At 70.9% G+C, this 16,905-nt stretch carries 18 protein-coding genes; 12 read left to right on the top strand and 6 right to left on the bottom strand.

The annotated features are described in order from the left end of the window. Positions 1 to 136: 136 nt before the first annotated feature. From J2W45_RS08355 to J2W45_RS08345, 3 genes are all read right to left on the bottom strand, one after another. Complete coding sequence (locus tag J2W45_RS08355) at positions 137 to 1,087, bottom strand: NUDIX hydrolase (protein ID WP_310130707.1); 951 nt, start codon at positions 1,085 to 1,087, stop codon at positions 137 to 139. Then, positions 1,084 to 3,294, bottom strand: a complete 2,211-nt coding sequence (locus J2W45_RS08350; RefSeq protein ID WP_310130705.1) for an RNA degradosome polyphosphate kinase — start codon at positions 3,292 to 3,294, stop codon at positions 1,084 to 1,086. Before J2W45_RS08350 ends, J2W45_RS08355 begins: the two co-directional genes overlap by 4 nt. An 84-nt stretch (positions 3,295 to 3,378) precedes the next feature. Next, entirely contained in the window at positions 3,379 to 4,146 is a 768-nt protein-coding gene (locus J2W45_RS08345; protein WP_396427080.1) for a response regulator transcription factor, read from the bottom strand. Positions 4,147 to 4,242: 96 nt separating this feature from the next. Between J2W45_RS08345 and J2W45_RS08340 the strand changes: the two genes are divergently transcribed. From J2W45_RS08340 to ygfZ, 3 genes are all read left to right on the top strand, one after another. Then, positions 4,243 to 4,593, top strand: a complete 351-nt coding sequence (locus J2W45_RS08340) for a hypothetical protein (RefSeq protein ID WP_310130702.1) — start codon at positions 4,243 to 4,245, stop codon at positions 4,591 to 4,593. A 168-nt stretch (positions 4,594 to 4,761) separates the two neighbouring features. After that, positions 4,762 to 5,358, top strand: a complete 597-nt coding sequence (locus tag J2W45_RS08335; protein ID WP_310130701.1) for a heme-binding beta-barrel domain-containing protein — start codon at positions 4,762 to 4,764, stop codon at positions 5,356 to 5,358. Positions 5,359 to 5,365: 7 nt separating this feature from the next. After that, positions 5,366 to 6,481 carry a CAF17-like 4Fe-4S cluster assembly/insertion protein YgfZ gene (gene ygfZ, locus J2W45_RS08330; RefSeq protein ID WP_310130698.1) on the top strand — a complete coding sequence of 372 codons (1,116 nt, stop codon included), beginning with the start codon at positions 5,366 to 5,368 and terminating at the stop codon, positions 6,479 to 6,481. 46 nt (positions 6,482 to 6,527) lie between these two features. Here ygfZ and J2W45_RS08325 read toward each other — a convergent pair whose 3' ends face one another. Next, complete coding sequence (locus J2W45_RS08325) at positions 6,528 to 7,349, bottom strand: class I SAM-dependent methyltransferase (protein WP_310130696.1); 822 nt, start codon at positions 7,347 to 7,349, stop codon at positions 6,528 to 6,530. 103 nt (positions 7,350 to 7,452) lie between these two features. Here J2W45_RS08325 and J2W45_RS08320 point away from each other — a divergent pair, with 103 nt between their 5' ends. Together J2W45_RS08320 and J2W45_RS08315 are read left to right on the top strand one after the other, a co-directional pair. After that, positions 7,453 to 8,202 carry a phosphoglyceromutase gene (locus tag J2W45_RS08320; RefSeq protein ID WP_310130694.1) on the top strand — a complete coding sequence of 250 codons (750 nt, stop codon included), beginning with the start codon at positions 7,453 to 7,455 and terminating at the stop codon, positions 8,200 to 8,202. Between the two features lie 53 nt (positions 8,203 to 8,255). Then, positions 8,256 to 8,675 (top strand): 2'-5' RNA ligase family protein, encoded by a 420-nt coding sequence (locus tag J2W45_RS08315; RefSeq protein WP_310130693.1) that lies wholly within the window; start codon positions 8,256 to 8,258, stop codon positions 8,673 to 8,675. A 91-nt stretch (positions 8,676 to 8,766) separates the two neighbouring features. Here the strand turns inward: J2W45_RS08315 and phoU are convergent, their stop codons facing one another. After that, positions 8,767 to 9,423 (bottom strand): phosphate signaling complex protein PhoU, encoded by a 657-nt coding sequence (phoU, locus tag J2W45_RS08310; protein ID WP_310130692.1) that lies wholly within the window; start codon positions 9,421 to 9,423, stop codon positions 8,767 to 8,769. A 192-nt stretch (positions 9,424 to 9,615) separates the two neighbouring features. Between phoU and J2W45_RS08305 the strand changes: the two genes are divergently transcribed. Further along, entirely contained in the window at positions 9,616 to 10,767 is a 1,152-nt protein-coding gene (locus J2W45_RS08305; protein WP_310130690.1) for a sensor histidine kinase, read from the top strand. Continuing rightward, complete coding sequence (locus J2W45_RS08300) at positions 10,764 to 11,447, top strand: response regulator transcription factor (RefSeq protein WP_310130689.1); 684 nt, start codon at positions 10,764 to 10,766, stop codon at positions 11,445 to 11,447. The genes J2W45_RS08305 and J2W45_RS08300 overlap by 4 nt, the downstream gene beginning before the upstream one ends. 90 nt (positions 11,448 to 11,537) lie before the next feature. Here the strand turns inward: J2W45_RS08300 and J2W45_RS08295 are convergent, their stop codons facing one another. Then, entirely contained in the window at positions 11,538 to 12,044 is a 507-nt protein-coding gene (locus J2W45_RS08295) for a hypothetical protein (RefSeq protein ID WP_310130688.1), read from the bottom strand. 139 nt (positions 12,045 to 12,183) lie between these two features. Between J2W45_RS08295 and J2W45_RS08290 the strand changes: the two genes are divergently transcribed. From J2W45_RS08290 to rlmB, 5 genes are all read left to right on the top strand, one after another. Then, positions 12,184 to 12,666: a CarD family transcriptional regulator gene (locus J2W45_RS08290; RefSeq protein WP_301211919.1), complete on the top strand. Its 483-nt coding sequence runs from the start codon at positions 12,184 to 12,186 to the stop codon at positions 12,664 to 12,666. Positions 12,667 to 12,768: 102 nt separating this feature from the next. After that, complete coding sequence (gene ispD, locus J2W45_RS08285) at positions 12,769 to 13,926, top strand: 2-C-methyl-D-erythritol 4-phosphate cytidylyltransferase (RefSeq protein ID WP_310130683.1); 1,158 nt, start codon at positions 12,769 to 12,771, stop codon at positions 13,924 to 13,926. Positions 13,927 to 14,013: 87 nt separating this feature from the next. Beyond that, positions 14,014 to 14,394, top strand: a complete 381-nt coding sequence (locus J2W45_RS08280) for a nuclear transport factor 2 family protein (RefSeq protein WP_310130681.1) — start codon at positions 14,014 to 14,016, stop codon at positions 14,392 to 14,394. Between the two features lie 26 nt (positions 14,395 to 14,420). Further along, entirely contained in the window at positions 14,421 to 15,854 is a 1,434-nt protein-coding gene (cysS, locus tag J2W45_RS08275; RefSeq protein WP_310130678.1) for a cysteine--tRNA ligase, read from the top strand. Further along, positions 15,851 to 16,870, top strand: a complete 1,020-nt coding sequence (rlmB, locus tag J2W45_RS08270; RefSeq protein WP_310130676.1) for a 23S rRNA (guanosine(2251)-2'-O)-methyltransferase RlmB — start codon at positions 15,851 to 15,853, stop codon at positions 16,868 to 16,870. Before cysS ends, rlmB begins: the two co-directional genes overlap by 4 nt. Positions 16,871 to 16,905: the final 35 nt, after the last annotated feature.

Below are 16,905 nucleotides of genomic sequence, written 5' to 3'. Positions count from 1 at the left end.
TAACAACAGGACGGGGTCGGTGCGACCCGCGTGAGACGCTATTCCCGGTGTCTGTCCAGAGTCCCCCGCAGTGGTAAACGGGAGGTTAACGCGGGGTGTTCTCTTGCCTGCGCGGTCCTGTGAATCCGCGGCGGAATCAGCCGGCCTGGCGGTCCTCGACCGGCGCGTATGTCTCGATCGAGACGATGCCCGAGGCCGGATTCGTCGCCGAGAGGTGGACCACGGAGAAGCCACCGGTGTCGAGGTCGGCGGCGTCGTTGAGGTACCCGCCCGGCATGGTGCCGGTGGCGAGCGCGATCTCGCGCATGATCTCCGGCAGCACCGGGCCGTGGCTGCAGAGCACGGCGGTCTTGCGGGAGCGGATGCGCTTGCCGACGACGCGGCGCACCTCCGGCTGGCCCTCCTCGTAGGCGTCCTGGCTGATGCCGTGATCGCGGTGCGGCTTGATGCCGGTCGCCGCGGCGAGCGGAGCAACGGTGGTGACGCAGCGCACGGCGTCGCTCGTCACGATCCGCTTCGGCCGCCACGCCTCGAGCGTCGCGACGTCGCCGGCCGCCTGCTTCACGCCGCGCTCGGTGAGCGGACGGGACGCGTCGGAACCGTTCCAGCGGTCGCGCGGCTCGGCCTTGCCGTGCCGCAGCGCGATCAGGGCGAAGGTGGACGTGATGCCCTGGTGCACCAGGGAATCGAACGCGTCGAGGATCTCGACGTCGCGTTCGTAGGTCAGGTAGCCGCGCGCCTTCTTGATGGTGACCCACTCGATCGCCGCGATCTCGCTGTTGGGAACGAACGTCGACCGCTCGATGGCCTTGTCGCTCACCTCCGCGGCCCAGTAGTGCACGATCTTCTCGCGCCCGCTGCTGAGCGGGTACGTGGAGACGCCGAGCGGCACGCCGAGGCCGATCCGCAGGCCGGTCTCCTCGTGGATCTCGCGGACGGCCGTCTGCGGGAGCGTCTCGCCCGGGTCCACCTTGCCCTTGGGGATGGTCACGTCGCCGTACTTGGTGCGATGCACGACGAGCACGACGATTCGGTCGTCGACCACCCGCCAGCAGAGTGCACCCGCGGCGTAGATGGCCGGGCTCACCGCCTCGTTCCCGTGCGGGTGCTGCGCGGACGGTGGCTGTACTGCTGGATAAGCTTGCTCTGGAGGTCGACGAGGGGCTTGCCGTCGGCGTCGAGGTGGTGGCGCGTCCAGACGCCGTCCTCGTCGAGCCGCCAGGTCGCGGTGCGCTCGTCGAAGGCGAGGTCGAAGAGCGCTTCCAGCTCGCGCAGGTGGTCCGGGTCGGACAGGCGCACGAGCGCCTCGACGCGACGGTCGAGGTTGCGGTGCATCATGTCCGCGCTGCCGATGAACACCTGCGGCTCGCCGCCGTTCACGAACGAGAAGACCCGCGAGTGCTCGAGGTACCGGCCGAGCACGGACCGCACCCGGATGTTCTCCGAGAGACCTTCGCGCCCGGGCACGACGCCGCAGATCCCGCGCACCCAGAGGTCGACGGGGACGCCGGCCTGGCTCGCGCGGTAGAGCGCGTCGATGATCGCCTCGTCCACGATGGAGTTGAGCTTGATCCGGATGCCGGAGGGACGCCCCGCCTCGGCGTTGATCCGCTCGGTGTCGATGCGCTTGAGCAGACCCTTGCGCAGGTGGAGCGGCGCCACGAGCAGGCGCTTGAACTTCTTCTCGATCGCATACCCCGAGAGCTCGTTGAAGAGGCGCGTGAGGTCTTTTCCGACCTGGTCGTCGTCGGTGAACAGCCCCAGGTCTTCGTAGATGCGCGACGTCTTGGGGTTGTAGTTGCCGGTGCCGATGTGGCTGTAGCTCTTCAGCACGCCCTTCTCCTCGCGGATGACGAGGGCGAGCTTGCAGTGCGTCTTCAGCCCGACGAGCCCGTAGACGACGTGCACGCCGGCCTTCTCGAGCTTTCGGGCCCACGAGATGTTGTTCTGCTCGTCGAAACGCGCCTTGATCTCGACCAGGGCGAGCACCTGCTTGCCGGCCTCGGCGGCGTCGATGAGCGCCTCCACGATCGGGCTGTCGCCCGAGGTGCGGTACAGCGTCTGCTTGATGGCCAGCACGTGCGGGTCGGCGGCCGCCTGCTCGAGGAAGGCCTGGACGCTCGTCGCGAACGACTCGTACGGGTGGTGCACCAGCACGTCCTGCCGGGTGATCGCGGCGAAGATGTCGGGCTTCGCATTCGGCTCGCTCGGCATGAGCTGCGCCGGAGTGGTCGGCACGTGGTTGGGGTAGTGCAGGTCGGGCCGGTCGATCTTGGCGAGGTCGAACAGGCCGCCCAGGTCGAGCGGCGCGGGAAGGCGGTAGACCTCCTGCTCGCTCACGTCGAGCTCGCGGACCAGCAGCCCGAGGGTGACCGCGTCCATGTCGTCGGTGACCTCGAGCCGGATCGGCGGACCGAACCGCCGGCGGAGGAGCTCGCGCTCCAGCGCCTGGATGAGGTTCTCGGTCTCGTCCTCGTCGATCTCCACGTCTTCGTTGCGCGTTACGCGGAACACGTGGTGATCGAGGATCTCCATGCCGGGGAAGAGGTCGCCGAGGTGGTTGGCGATCAGGTCCTCCAGCATGATGAACCGCACCTGCCCGAGTCCCTCGCGCTGGTCGATGCGCACGAACCGTGGCAGCATCTGCGGAACCTTGAGGCGGGCGAACTGCTCCTTGCCGGTGCGCGAGTTGCGCACGCGCACGGAGAGGTTGAGCGAGAGCCCGGAGATGTAGGGGAACGGGTGCGCCGGGTCGACCGCGAGGGGCATCAGCACCGGGAAGATCTGCTGCGAGAAGATGTCGCGCATCTGCGACCGGTCGGCGTCGTCCAGCTCGTCCCAGGTGGCGACCGTGATCCCGGCATCGCGCAGTGCGGGCAGCACGAGGTCGTGGTACGCCCGCGCGTGCCGCAGCTGCAGCTCGTGCGCCTTCTCGGAGATGTCGGCCAGCACCTCCTGCGGGGCGCGGCCGACGTTGGTCGGCACCGCCAGCCCGGTGGCGATGCGGCGCTTGAGGCCCGCGACGCGGACCATGAAGAACTCGTCGAGGTTGCTGGCGAAGATCGCCAGGAAGTTCGCCCGCTCGAGCACCGGGAGCAGCGGGTCTTCCGCGAGTTCGAGGACGCGCTGGTTGAAGGCGAGCCAGCTCAGCTCGCGGTCGAGGTAGCGGTCGTCCGGCAGCGTCGGATCCGGTTCGTAGATGAAAGGGGCGAAGTCGTCGTCGAAGTCGCTGCCCAGGCTCCCGCCCAGCCCTGTGTCAAGAAGGCCGTTCTCCAGAGTCGTCCGCTCGTCCATTGCTCCATCATGGCACCGCGGGCGGACACCGGGGACGGCCACCGGTAAACGGTGGATAAACGGAACCTGTGGAGGGATTCGCCGTCAGGGACGGACGGACGTGGGGAGGCGGTCGTTCTCGTCCTCGTAGACGTTGAACCGGTAGCCGACGTTGCGCACGGTCCCGATCAGCGACTCCAGGTCGCCGAGCTTGGCGCGCAGCCGCCGGACGTGCACGTCGACCGTGCGGGTGCCTCCGAAGTAGTCGTACCCCCACACCTCGCTCAGCAGCTGCTCACGGGTGAAGACGCGGGAGGGATGGGTCGCGAAGAAGCGGAGGAGCTCGAACTCCTTGAAGGTCAGGTCGAGCTGCCGCCCGTGCGCCTTCGCCGAGTAGCTGGCCTCGTCGATCGTGATGCCGGAGGCCTGGATCTTGGACTGCGAGTGCTCCTGCGTCTGGCGGCCGATGGCGAGCCGGATGCGCGCATCCACCTCGGCGGGACCGGCGGAGTCGAGCACGACGTCGCTCACGCCCCAGTCCGCGCTGACGGCGGTGAGGCCGCCCTCGGTCAGCACGAGAAGAAGAGGGACCGTCACGCCGGTGGTGGTGAGGATCTTGCACAGCGACTTCGCGCTCGCCAGGTCGCGGCGCGCATCCACGAAGATGAGGTCGCAGCTCGGGGCGTTGACCAGTGACGCCGGCTCGGCGGGGATCTGGCGGACGCGGTGGCTCAGCAGCGCGAGCGCGGGAAGGACCTCGGCGCCCGGCCCGGCGGAGTCCGCAGCCGACGACCCCGGTCCTGCCCCGAGCGACCCGGTGCCGCTGGAAGCGGACGGACCCGGCGCGGACGTGAGGATCAGAAGTTGCGCCACCCATTCCTCCTCATCCGTCTGTCCCGCAATGCTACCGGAAACGGGAGGAGCGACTTCCGGCTGCCCCGCCTCCGGCCGGCGGGGCACAATGGGAGGGTGAGCGACGACATCCCGGAGACCCCCGCACCGCACGCGCTCGGCCCTGCCGCCGCGGCCGGTCCGGCCGGGCCGCCGCTTCCGCGCTGGGCGTCCCGGCTCAGCATCGGGTCCGTGTGGGCGGTGGCGTTGCTGCTCGGCATCCTGATCGCGGCTCTCGCGCATCCCGGCGGCTACGCGTCGTGGCTGTCGCTGGCACTCGCGGTGTGCGCGCTCTTGGCCTTCGTGTCGCAGCTGGCGACCCAGCAGAAGGACGGTTTCATCACGCGCCTCGCGGCGACGCTTACCGGCAGTTTCGTGGTGCTCGGCCTCTTCGGCGCGGTCCTCGCCCTCGCATCCGGGATGCGCTGAGCGTCTCCGCTCGACTGTCGGTGGGCGACGGCTAGACTGAGGTCATGCTGGTCGCTCTCGAACTCTTCTTCATCGGCCTTCTCGGCCTCGCAACGCTCGCCATCCTCGGCGTCTCCGGCGTGGTGGTGTACAACCTCTTCCGCGGCCAGCGCTGATCCGCGGTCGATCATGATCGAGATCCCCACCGATCTTCCCGCCGAGCTGGTCCCCCTCTCCTGGCTGATCGGCGTCTGGGAGGGGACCGGCGTGCTCGATTACGCGATCGAGGAGGAGCACACCGAGCGGGAGTTCGGTCAGCGGATCAGCTTCAGCCACGACGGTCTCGGCTACCTCAACTACTCGTCCACGTCGTGGGTCCTCGACGAGGAGCGCACGCCGCTCGCCGCCGAGACCGGCTACTGGCGGCTGCACCGCACGCTGGTCGAGGGCGACCCGGGGCCGGCGATGCTGCCGGGCAGCGGCGTCCGTCCTTTCAACACGGCTCAGTCGGTGGAGACCCTGCGCAACTCGAACGGGGCGTTCGACATCGACGTTTCGATCATCCACCCCGACGGCGTCAGCGAGATCTACATCGGCCAGGTGGCCGGACCGCGGATCGACCTCGCGACCGACGCGGTGATGCGCACGGCCGGGGCGAAGGAGTACACCGCGGCCACCCGCCTCTACGGTCTCGTCGAGAACCACCTCCTGTGGGCGTGGGACATCGCGGCCCTCGGGCAGGAGCTGCGCACCCACGCCTCCGCCCGCCTCGCCAAGGTCGAGTGAGGCGCTCATGAGCGATCGCTCTCCCTTCCTCGACCTGCCGGGCGCGGTCGACCTGACCGGCTCCGGCGTGCCCTCGCACTACGGCAGCCCGCTCGCCGAGCAGCGCGCGCTGGCCGAGGGCGGCGCCATCGTCGACCTGTCCGACCGCGCGGTGCTCACCGTGCAGGGTCCGGACCGGCTGAGCTGGCTCAACTCGCTGACCAGCCAGGCGCTCACGGGTCTCGCGCCGGGCGAGTCCTCCGAGACCCTGCTGCTGGATGTGACGGGCCGCGTCGAGCACGCCGCCCGCGTGCTCGACGACGGCGACACGGTGTGGCTGCTGGTCGACCGTCCCGAGGCGGAGGGGCTGCTCGCCTGGCTGACCTCGATGCGCTTCATGCTCCGCGTCGAGCTGGCCGACCGCACCGCCGACCTGGCGACGATCGGCACGCTGGGCGACCCGCCCCTCCCGATCGCCGCACCGAACGGCGTCCCGCTGATCTGGCACGACCCGTGGCGCGAGGTCGCCCCCGGCGGCCACCAGTACGCGCGCGGCGAGCATCCCGGCGCGGGATGGGCGTGGAGCGAGCGCCTGGTGCCCCGCGACGCCCTGCCCTCGCTGGTCTCGCGGGTGACGAGCGGCGAGCTCGCCGTGGCCGGCACGGTCGCGGCGGAGGCTCTGCGCATCGCCGCCTGGCGTCCACGCTTCTCCACCGAGGTGGACGAGCGCACCATCCCGCATGAACTCGACTGGCTGCGCACGGCCGTGCACCTGAGCAAGGGCTGCTACCGCGGCCAGGAGACCGTGGCGAAGGTGCACAACCTGGGTCACCCGCCGCGCCGCCTGGTCATGCTGCACCTCGACGGCTCGGAGGGCGTGCATCCGGTGACCGGAGCGTCCGTGACGCTCGACGGCCAGGAGGTCGGCGCCGTGACCTCCGCCGCCCTGCACTACGAACTGGGCCCGATCGCGCTGGCCGTCGTGAAGCGGTCCACCGACCCGTCCGCGACACTGCTGGTGGATGCGGACGGTACCGCGGTCACGGCCGCACAGGAGATCGTGGTGCCCCCGGAGGCGGGGGCCGAGGCGCACGTGCCGCGGCTGCCGCGGCTCGGTGCGGTGACGCGGGCGTCGCGGGCGTAACTCGCGCCTCGTGCGCCGTGCGCCGTGCGCGCCACGCGCCGCGCGCCTAGTCCGCCGGCGCGACGGCCTCCCACGCCACCGTCAGTTCGCCCAGCCGCCAGCGTCGCGGTCCGCCGCTGACCGGCCAGCCCGCGTCGCGCATCCCGCGCGCCACCGCGATCCAGCGCTGGCTGGGGCCGTACGCGGCGAGCGGCGAGTGGATGCGCCACGCGCGATCCAGCTCGCCGAGGAAGGCGTGCACCCGCTCGCCGGGGACGTTGCGGTGGATGAGCGCCTTCGGCAGCCGCTCGGCGACCACCGACGGCGCGTCCAGCCCGCGCAGACGGAGCGAGACGGTGAGCGAGACCGGGCCGGCCGCATCCAGGGCGACCCAGCTGGCGATCCGCCCGATCTCGTCGCAGGTGCCCTCGACCAGGAGGCCGTCCGGCTGCAGGCGCGATCGCATCCGCTCCCACGCTCCCGCGACCTCCACCTCTCGGTACTGACGGAGCACGTTGAAGGCGCGGATCACCGCCGCCCGCCGGCCGTCGGGCAGCGGCACCTCGAAGCCGCCCAGGCCGAAGCGGATGCGGGCGTCCGGATCGAAGGCGGTCCGGCCCGCGCGGACCGCTTCGAGCTGCTCGTTCGCGGTGCGCACCCGTCCAGGTTCGATCTCGAGGCCGACGACCTCGACATCCGGCCGTACGGTCGCCAGCCGCTGATACAGCTCCAGCGCGGTGACTCCGCTGGCGCCGTAGCCGAGGTCGACGACGACCGGGTCGGGGGTGCGCCGGAGCTCCGGCTGCGCGGCGATCCAACGGTCGACCCGGCGCAGCCGGTTGGTGTTCGTCGTCCCCCGCGTGACGGTGCCGACGGCGCCGGATGCCATGCGTCCAGTCTGCCAGCGGACGCGGGACGCCGCCGCTGGCCCCGTCGCCCGCCCCGTGCCCGCCGGGAGGCCCGCATCCTCGTGAGGCGATAGATTGGAGCACATGGCCGCTCCCTACACCCTGATCCTCCTGCGCCACGGCAGCAGCGAGTGGAACGAGAAGAACCTGTTCACCGGCTGGGTCGACGTCCGTCTCAGCGAGACCGGCGTCGCCGAGGCCAAGCGGGCGGGCGAACTGCTCCGCGACTCCGGCCTGGCGCCCGACGTGCTGCACACCTCGGTGCTGACCCGCGCCATCCAGACCGCGAACTATGCGCTCGACGTGGCCGACCGGCTGTGGATCCCGGTGGAGCGCTCGTGGCGCCTCAACGAGCGCCACTACGGCGCCCTGCAGGGCCTCGACAAGGCGGAGACCCTCGAGAAGTTCGGCCCGGAGCAGTTCCAGCTCTGGCGCCGGTCGTTCGACGTGCCGCCGCCGCCGCTTCCCGACGACAGCGAGTTCTCGCAGGTCGGCGACCCGCGCTACGCCGGCCTCGGCGACGAGCTGCCGCGCACCGAGTGCCTGAAGGACGTCATCGAGCGGATGCTGCCCTACTGGGAGTCGGACATCACGCGCGATCTCGCCGACGGCAAGACCGTGCTGGTGACGGCCCACGGCAACTCGCTGCGCGCCCTGGTCAAGCACCTCGACGGCATCTCCGACGAGGACATCGCCGGGCTGAACATCCCCACCGGCATCCCGCTGGTCTACAAGCTGGGTGAGGACTTCACCCCGCTCGAGCCGTCGTACTACCTCGACCCGGAGGCCGCCGCCGCCGGGGCCGCCGCGGTCGCCGCGCAGGGCAAGAAGTAGTCACGACCAGCACGTTCGTCGTCGTCGCGTTCCTTCCGGGACGCGGCGACGACGTGTTTCCGGACCGGTTCCCGGCCGCAGACTGGCCATTGCACGTGACCATCGTGCCGCCCTTCGAGACCGAGCTCTCCGCCGAGGGCGTCGCCGCGCTCCTGCCGGGCGTCCCGCCGATCCCGGTCACCGGGGGAGCCCGGGAGCGTTTTGGCGCGCACCGCACGGTCCCCGTGACGGTGCTGCGCGCCTCCCCGGCGCTGCACGCGCTGCACACGGCATCCGTCGACGCCCTCGAAGCCGCCGACGTGGTCCTGCGCGACCAGCACCACCTGCGTGACGGCTACCGCCCCCACGTGACCGACCAGCGCGCCGGCCGTCTGCACCCCGGCGAGCACACCCTCCTCACCGCCCTCTGCGTCGTCGCGCGCGCCCCCCACTCCACGCGCTCCGTCGCCGCCCGCGTCCCCCTGCACCCCTGACCCCACCGTCGAGTACACAAAAACTGCACGCGACGCGCCGCGCCAGCGTGCAGTTTTCGTGTACTCGACGGAGGGGGGAGGGGCGATCAGGTCAGGAGGCGAGCTCGGGAGCCCAGTCGCCGGTCGCGAGGTACTGGACCTTCTTCGCGATCGAGACGGCGTGGTCCGCGAAGCGCTCGTGGTAGCGGGACGCGAGGGTCGCGTCGACCGTGTCGACGGCCTGGCCCTTCCACGTCTCACCGAGCACCTTGTCGAAGACGCTGATGTGCAGCTCGTCGATGTCGTCGTCGTCGTTGCGGATCTCGTCGGCGAGGCGCAGGTCCTGCGTGCGGAGCAGCTCGGAGAGCTTCTCGGCGATCTGCACGTCGAGGCGGCCCATCTCCGAGAACGTGCCGCGCAGGCTCTTCGGGACGACCTTGTCGGGGAAGCGGTAGCGCGCCAGCTGGGCGATGTGCTCCGCCATGTCGCCCATCCGCTCCAGCGACGCGCTGATCCGCAGGGCGCTGACCACGATGCGCAGGTCGCGGGCGACCGGCTGCTGCCGGGCGAGGATCTGGATGGACAGCTCGTCGAGCAGGACGGTCAGCTCGTCGATGCGGTGGTCGTTGACGATCACGTCCTCCGCGAGGCTCACGTCGGACTCGTTGAACGCCTGCGTGGCGTTCCGGATGGAGAGGACGACGAGCTCGGCGATCTCGACGAGCCGGTCCTGAACCTCCGCCAGCTCCTGCTGGAAGACTTCGCGCATGGGGTGGGGTCCTTCCTGGCGTGCGCGGGCACGCGGGATGTCGGGACCTTCTGGCCCCGTATGCATGTTCGCGAGAGCAGGTTAACAAACGGTGCCGCCCGGCTGAACACTGTCTAACGTACCCGCGAAAAGACGCGGCCGGTGGCGGGATGCGTCCATGCGGTCGCATCGGTATCACCTACGCTGAGAGCCATGGACTCCACCTGGTTGGTGCTGCTGTCGCTGGGCCTGGGGCTCGCCGTCGGCGCCGGTTTCGTGTGGGTCCTGCACATCGCCGCCCGCCGCGGTCACCACGCGGCCGCGGTCGTCAATCCGGCGGTGCCGGACGGGGTCGACCAGGTGCTCGACGCGCTCGAGTCCGCGGGCGTCGTGCTCGACCCGTCGAACAACGTCATCAAGGCGTCCCCGGGCGCCCACGCGATCGGCCTGGTCTGGAACGGCCTCCTGGTCCACCCGCACCTCGTCGAGCTCGTGGACCGCGTCCGGCGCACCGGCGAGTCGATCACCGAGGAGTGCGAGCTGTCGCGCGGCCCGTTCGGCGACGCCGGCATCCACCTCAGCGTGCGGGTGGCGCGCCTCGGCTCCCGCTACATCCTGCTCCTCGCGGAGGACCGCACCGAGTCGTTCCGGCTGGAGGCGGTCCGTCGCGACTTCGTGGCCAACATCAGCCACGAGCTGAAGACGCCGATCGGCGCGGTCGGTCTCCTCGCCGAGGCCCTCGACGACGCCTCCGACGACCCCGACCAGGTGCGCCGGTTCGCCCTGCGGCTCTCGGAGGAGGCCCAGCGCCTCGCCCGGATCACCCAGGACATCATCGAGCTGAGCCGGCTGCAGGCGACGGATGCGCTGGGCGACGCCCACCAGCTCTCGGCCAGCAAGGTCGTCAAAGCGGCGATCGACCAGAACCGGGTGGCCGCGGAGACGCGCAACATCGAGCTGGCGATGCGCGGCGACAAGCAGGCGCAGGTGATCGGCAACGAGGGCCTCCTGGTCACGGCCGTCCACAACCTCATCTCCAACGCCATCCAGTACTCGCCCGACGACTCCCGCATCGGAATCGGCGTCCGCAACACCGGCGGCGTCGTCGAGATCGCCGTCACGGATCAGGGCGAGGGCATCCCCGAAGAGGACCTGGACCGCGTCTTCGAGCGCTTCTTCCGCGTCGACCAGGCGCGCTCACGCAACACGGGCGGCACCGGTCTCGGTCTCGCGATCGTCAAGCACGCCGTGCAGAACCACGGCGGCGAGGTGCGCGTCTGGTCGCAGCCGGGACGCGGCTCCACCTTCACGATCCGGCTCCCGGAAGCCTCCACCGTCCGACCCCCGATAGGAGACACCCAGTGACATCCATCCTGCTCGTCGAGGATGAGGCCGCGCTCAGCGAGCCGCTCGCGTACCTGCTGAAGCGCGAGGGCTACGAGGTCGAGGTCGCGGAGGACGGTCCGAGCGCGCTCGCGGCGTTCGACCGCTCCGGCGCCGACCTCATCCTGCTCGACCTGATGCTGCCGGGCATCCCGGGCACCGAGGTGTGCCGTGAGATCCGGACCCGCTCGAACGTCCCGATCATCATGCTGACCGCCAAGGACTCCGAGGTGGACATCGTGGTCGGGCTCGAGCTCGGGGCGGACGACTACGTGACCAAGCCCTACTCGTCGCGTGAGCTGCTCGCCCGCATCCGGGCCGTGCTGCGCCGCCGCGTCGAGGAGGAGGAACTGCAGGATGACGGCGTGCTGGAGGCGGGCACCGTGCGGATGGACGTGGACCGCCATACCGTCGCCGTCAACGGCGCCGAGATCTCCATGCCGCTGAAGGAATTCGAGCTGCTGGAGCTGCTGCTCCGCAATGCGGGACGCGTGCTCACCCGCGGCCAGCTCATCGACCGGGTGTGGGGGAGCGACTACTTCGGCGACACCAAGACGCTCGACGTGCACATCAAGCGCATCCGCTCGCGCATCGAGGAGAGCCCCTCGGAGCCCCGGATGCTCGTCACCGTGCGCGGGCTGGGGTACCGCTTCAACGCCTGACGTGAAGCGACGCCGGCGAGACCGGTCGGAGGACGCGAAGAAGCCGCCCGGTGCGATGCGCCGGGCGGCTTCGTCGTTGCGTCGTGGGGCCTACTGCGCGGCCGGCAGGATGGTCGGCGGCACCAGGCTCTTGTACTCGGGCAGCTGGCCGTCGAGCACCGGGACCTTGAGGTTGACGCCGGTCTCGTCGCCGTACTGGAAGTAGACGGAGTAGAGCGCGCCGGGCTTGGTGGTGAACTCCGGGATGAGCACGTTGCTCGTGCCGCCGTTCTCCGGGTCCTCGCCGAGCTGCTTCACCTGGCCGGGTGCGACCGTGACGTGCGCGGCGGAGGAGCTGCCGTCGCCGGCGCTGATGGCGAGGCGGTGGCTCTTGTCGCCGGTGTTCACCAGCGTGACCACGAGGTTGCCCACCGTGCCGTCCTTCGCGTCGGTGACGATGATCGCGTTGCGGACGTCGATCGTGCCGACCGATCCGCTCACGCCGTCGCTCGCGTCGTAGTGCTTGGTGGTGGCCTGCGGGGCGACGAGACCGCATCCAGCGGTACCGAACGCGACGGCCAGGGCGAGGGCGACGGACGTCGCGACTCGTGCTTTCACGGATGACCCTCCCGGTGGAATTCTCGCTTCGACTCTATCCCATCGGCAGGGGCCATCCGGGCCCGCAGGAGGCGCGGGGGCGAACCTTAGCACGTGCCTCATGTGGTATCCTATTCATTGCTGAAGGGACAACAAATCTATGCTTTTCGAGGTTGGCGAGACCGTCGTCTATCCGCACCACGGTGCCGCAACGATCACCGAAGTCAAGAAGAGAATCATCAAGGGTGAAGAGAAGCTGTACCTCAAGCTCAATGTGACTCAGGGCGACCTGACCATCGAGGTCCCCGCCGATAATGTCGACCTCGTCGGAGTGCGCGACGTCATCGGCAAGGAGGGCCTCGACCGCGTGTTCGAGGTGCTGCGAGCCCCCTTCACCGAGGAGCCGACCAACTGGTCCCGCCGCTACAAGGCCAACCTTGAGAAGCTCGCCTCCGGCGACGTCATCAAGGTGTCCGAGGTCGTCCGCGACCTGTGGCGCCGCGATCAGGACCGCGGCCTCTCCGCCGGCGAGAAGCGCATGCTCGCCAAGGCGCGCCAGATCCTCATCTCCGAGCTGGCTCTGGCCGAGAAGACCGACGACGAGAAGGCCTCGAGCCTGCTCGACGAGGTCCTGGCCTCCTGAGGCGGCTGCACCGCCCATCGTCCGAAGCCCCGCTGCACCGAGCAGCGGGGCTTCGTCGTTTCCGCCGGGCCGTCAGTCGCCGGGTGCCGGTACGGTGGTCGGGTGGACAGCTACACCGGGCCGCGCGTCGCGGTCGTGATCGTCGCCGCCGGTTCCGGCACGCGGCTGGGCGCCGAGCGCCCGAAGGCGTTCGTGACCCTCCAGGGCCTCACCCTGCTCGAGCGCTCGCTGCATGCCGTCCGGGGTATGCGTCATGCGGCGGACCCGATCGTGGTGGCGCCCGCCGAGCTGCTCGCCGAGGCGGCGGAACTGTCCGAGCGCGCCTCCGGCCGGCCGGTGCAGGTCGTCGCGGGGGGAGCGACCCGGCAGCGCTCGGTCGCCGAGGGGCTCGCCGTGGTCGACTCCTCCGTCGAGGTCGTGCTCGTGCACGACGCCGCCCGCGCGCTCGCGCCGTCCACGCTGTTCGACGCCGTGGTGGATGCGGTCGTCGAGCGCGGCTACGGCGTCATCCCCGGGCTGCCCGTCAGCGACACGGTGAAGCGCATCGGCGCCGACGGCATCGTGCACGAGACCGTCGACCGGTCCGCCCTCGCGGCGGTGCAGACCCCGCAGGGCTTCCCGTGCGAGCAGCTGCTGACCGCCTACGCGCTGGCGGAGAGCGACGAGACCGACGACGCCGGCCTGGTGGCCGCCGCGGGGTTCCGGGTGGATGTGGTCCCCGGCGACGCGCACGCTTTCAAGGTGACCACCCCCTGGGACCTGCGCCGCGCCGAGGAGATGCTCACCGGCTCCCGGTCGCCGCGGATCGGTTCGGGCAGCGACACGCACGCCTACGATCCGGCCGCCGAGCTGTGGCTCGCCGGTCTGCACTGGCCGGGCGAACCGGGTCTCGCGGGGCACAGCGACGGGGATGCGGTGGCTCACGCCATCGTCGACGCGCTGCTCTCCGCCGCGGGGCTCGGCGACATCGGCGGCGTCTTCGGGACCGGCGATCCGCGGTTCTCGGGCGCCCACGGCGACGTCTTCCTCACCGAAGCCCGGAGACGGGTGGAGGAGGCCGGCTTCCGCATCGGCAACGTCGCCGTCCAGGTCATCGGCAACCGGCCGAAGCTCGCAGGCCGCCGCGCGGAGGCCGAGGAGCGGCTGTCCGCCATCCTCGGAGCCCCGGTCTCGGTCGGCGCCACGACGACCGACGGTCTCGGCTTCACCGGCCGGGGCGAGGGCCTCACCGCCCAGGCCACCGCGCTGCTGCTCGGCTGAGCACGGTGCGGCGTCGCGGCCGACGCCGCAGCGGGCCTACTCTGACCGATGGAGTGCCGCACGGGCGGCGCCGGGAAGGGGCACCACATGGCATCCACGGACACCGAGACGGTCGCGCGGCAGTACATCCACGCGGTGGGGGCGCGGGACGAGGACCCGCTCGACGACCTCTTCGACGTGGCCCTGGTGGCGGAGTTCGCCGGTTCGACGCTCGACAAGGAGGGGTGGACGGCGGCCCTGCGCCGGCTGATGCCCGTGATCCTCCGGAACGAAATCCGTGAGGTGTTCACGAACGGCGAGCGCGCGTGCATCGTCTACGACTTCGTCACCGACACCGCGGCCGGCGCCGTGCGGTGCGTGGAGCTCCTGACCGTGCGCGACGGGCGCATCGTGCAGATCGAGCTGTTGCTCGACCGCGCCGCCTTCGCCCCGGTGAACGAGGAGCTCGAGAAGCGCGCGGCCTCGTAGGCCCCGCGCCCTCTAGGCTGGTGGGCGTGACTCTGCGACTCTTCGACACGAAAGCGGGCGCCCTGCGCGACTTCGTCCCGCTGCGCGCCGGCGAGGTCGGCATGTACGTGTGCGGCCCGACCGTCCAGTCGTCCCCGCACATCGGGCACCTCCGCTCGGCCCTGGTCTACGACCAGCTGCGCCGCTGGTTCACGTACCGCGGTCTCGACGTCACCCTCGTGCGCAACGTCACCGACATCGACGACAAGATCCTGGTCAACGCCGCGGCCGGCCAGGCCGCCGGGGGCAGCGAGGAGTGGTGGGCGCTGGCCTACCGCTTCGAGCTCGAGTTCAGCGACTCCTACCGCGCCCTCGGCATCCAGCCGCCGACCTACGAGCCGCGCGCGACCGCGAGCATCCCGCAGATGCAGGAGATCATCCAGCGGCTCATCGACCGGGGTCACGCGTATGCCGCACAGGACGGCTCCGGCGACGTCTACTTCGACGTGAAGAGCTGGCCGTCGTACGGTGAGCTGACCCGGCAGAGCATCGACAACATGGAGGCCGCGGCCGACGCAGACCCCCGCGCCAAGCGCGACCCGCGCGACTTCGCGCTCTGGAAGGGCCGCAAGGACGACGAGCCGGCGTCGGCCGCGTTCCCGTCGCCCTGGGGCGACGGACGTCCGGGATGGCACATCGAGTGCTCGGCCATGTCGCGCCGCTACCTCGGGCCGCAGTTCGACATCCACGGCGGCGGGCTCGACCTGCGCTTCCCGCACCACGAGAACGAGATCGCGCAGTCGACCGCCGCGGGCGACGCGTTCGCGAACTACTGGGTGCACAACGGACTGGTGAACGTGAACGGCCAGAAGATGAGCAAGTCGCTCGGCAACTCCGTCTACGCGGCCGACCTGCTCGGCGCCGCCCGCCCGCTCGTGGTCCGCTACTACCTGGGCTCGGCCCACTACCGGTCGACGATCGACTTCACCGACGGCTCGCTCAGCGAGGCGGAGGCCGCCCTCGACCGGATCGCCGGCTTCTTCGAGCGGGTGGACCGGCGGCTCGCCGGCACCCGCTTCGCCGGCCACGGCGCGGAGGTCGTCCCCGACGCCTTCGCGGAGGCGATGGACGACGACCTCGCCGTGCCGCAGGCGCTCGCGGTGCTGCACGACACCATCCGCACAGGAAACGCGGCGCTGGATGCGGAAGACTTGGAGGCGGCCGCCACCGCCCGCGGGCACGCGCTCGCCATGACGGAGGTGCTGGGCATCAACCCGCTCTCCCCGCAGTGGCGCACCGGCGGCTCGACCGCGGCGGAGTCCGCACTGGGCGAGCTGGTCGGCCGGCTGCTGGCGGACCGCCAGGACGCCAGGGCCGCCCGCGACTTCGCGGCGGCCGATCGCATCCGCGACGAGTTGAGCGCCGCGGGAATCACCATCGAAGACACCCCGACGGGGTCGCATTGGAGCATCGGATCATGAAGAACTCGGGTGGAAAGCCCCGCGCCGGGGCGGTGCGCAAGAGCAAGAAGGGCGCCCAGGTCGGCACCGGGGGCCACGGCCGTAAGGCGCTCGAGGGTCGCGGACCGACCCCCAAGGCGGAGGACCGCGACTACCACCCCGCCGCCAAGGCGAAGGCCCTGCGCGAACGGGCCGCCGCGAAGGCCGCGCAGCGGGGCGGACGGGACGCGACGCCGCGCGGCGCGTCCGGCGCCTCGCGCCGCGCCAAGAGCGGGGACGAGAGCGAGATCGTGACCGGCCGCAACTCGGTGCTCGAGGCGCTGCGGGCCGACATCCCGGCCTCGACGCTGTACGTCGCGGCTCGCGCTGAGCTCGACGACCGGATGCGCGAGATCCTCTCGATCGCGACGGGCCGCGCCATCCCGATCCTGGAGGTCATGCGACCGGAGCTCGACCGGCTCGCCGGCCGCGACGCCGTGCACCAGGGCGTCGCGCTCAAGGTGCCGCCGTACGAGTACGCGCACCCGGGCGAGCTGCTCGACCGGACCCTGCGCTCGGGCGACACCCCGCTGTTCGTCGCGCTCGACGGCATCACCGACCCGCGCAACCTCGGCGCGATCATCCGCTCGACCGCGGCCTTCGGCGGCCAGGGCGTCATCGTGCCGCAGCGCCGCTCGGTCGGCATGACGGCCGCCGCGTGGAAGACCTCCGCCGGCGCCGCCGCGCGCACCCCGGTCGCCATGGCCGCGAACCTGACGCAGACCCTCAAGGACTTCAAGAAGGCGGGCGTCTTCGTGCTCGGCCTCGACGGGGGAGGCGACACGTCCCTCCCGGGTCTGTCGTTCGCCGACCGTCCGGTCGTGATCGTGGTCGGCAGCGAGGGCAAGGGCCTGTCCCGCCTGGTGACGGAGACGTGCGACGCGGTCGTGTCCATCCCGATCACGGCGACCACCGAGTCGCTCAACGCCGGCATCGCCGCGAGCGTCACGCTCTACGAGATCTCCAAGCTGCGGGCCGAGGCGCGCACCCGCGCCTGACCGCTGCTCAGAACGTCTGCTGCCGTCCGGAACGA

The organism is Leifsonia shinshuensis (assembly GCF_031456835.1).
Classification (GTDB): domain Bacteria; phylum Actinomycetota; class Actinomycetes; order Actinomycetales; family Microbacteriaceae; genus Leifsonia; species Leifsonia shinshuensis_C.
This window is presented reverse-complemented; position numbering and strand designations above follow the sequence as displayed.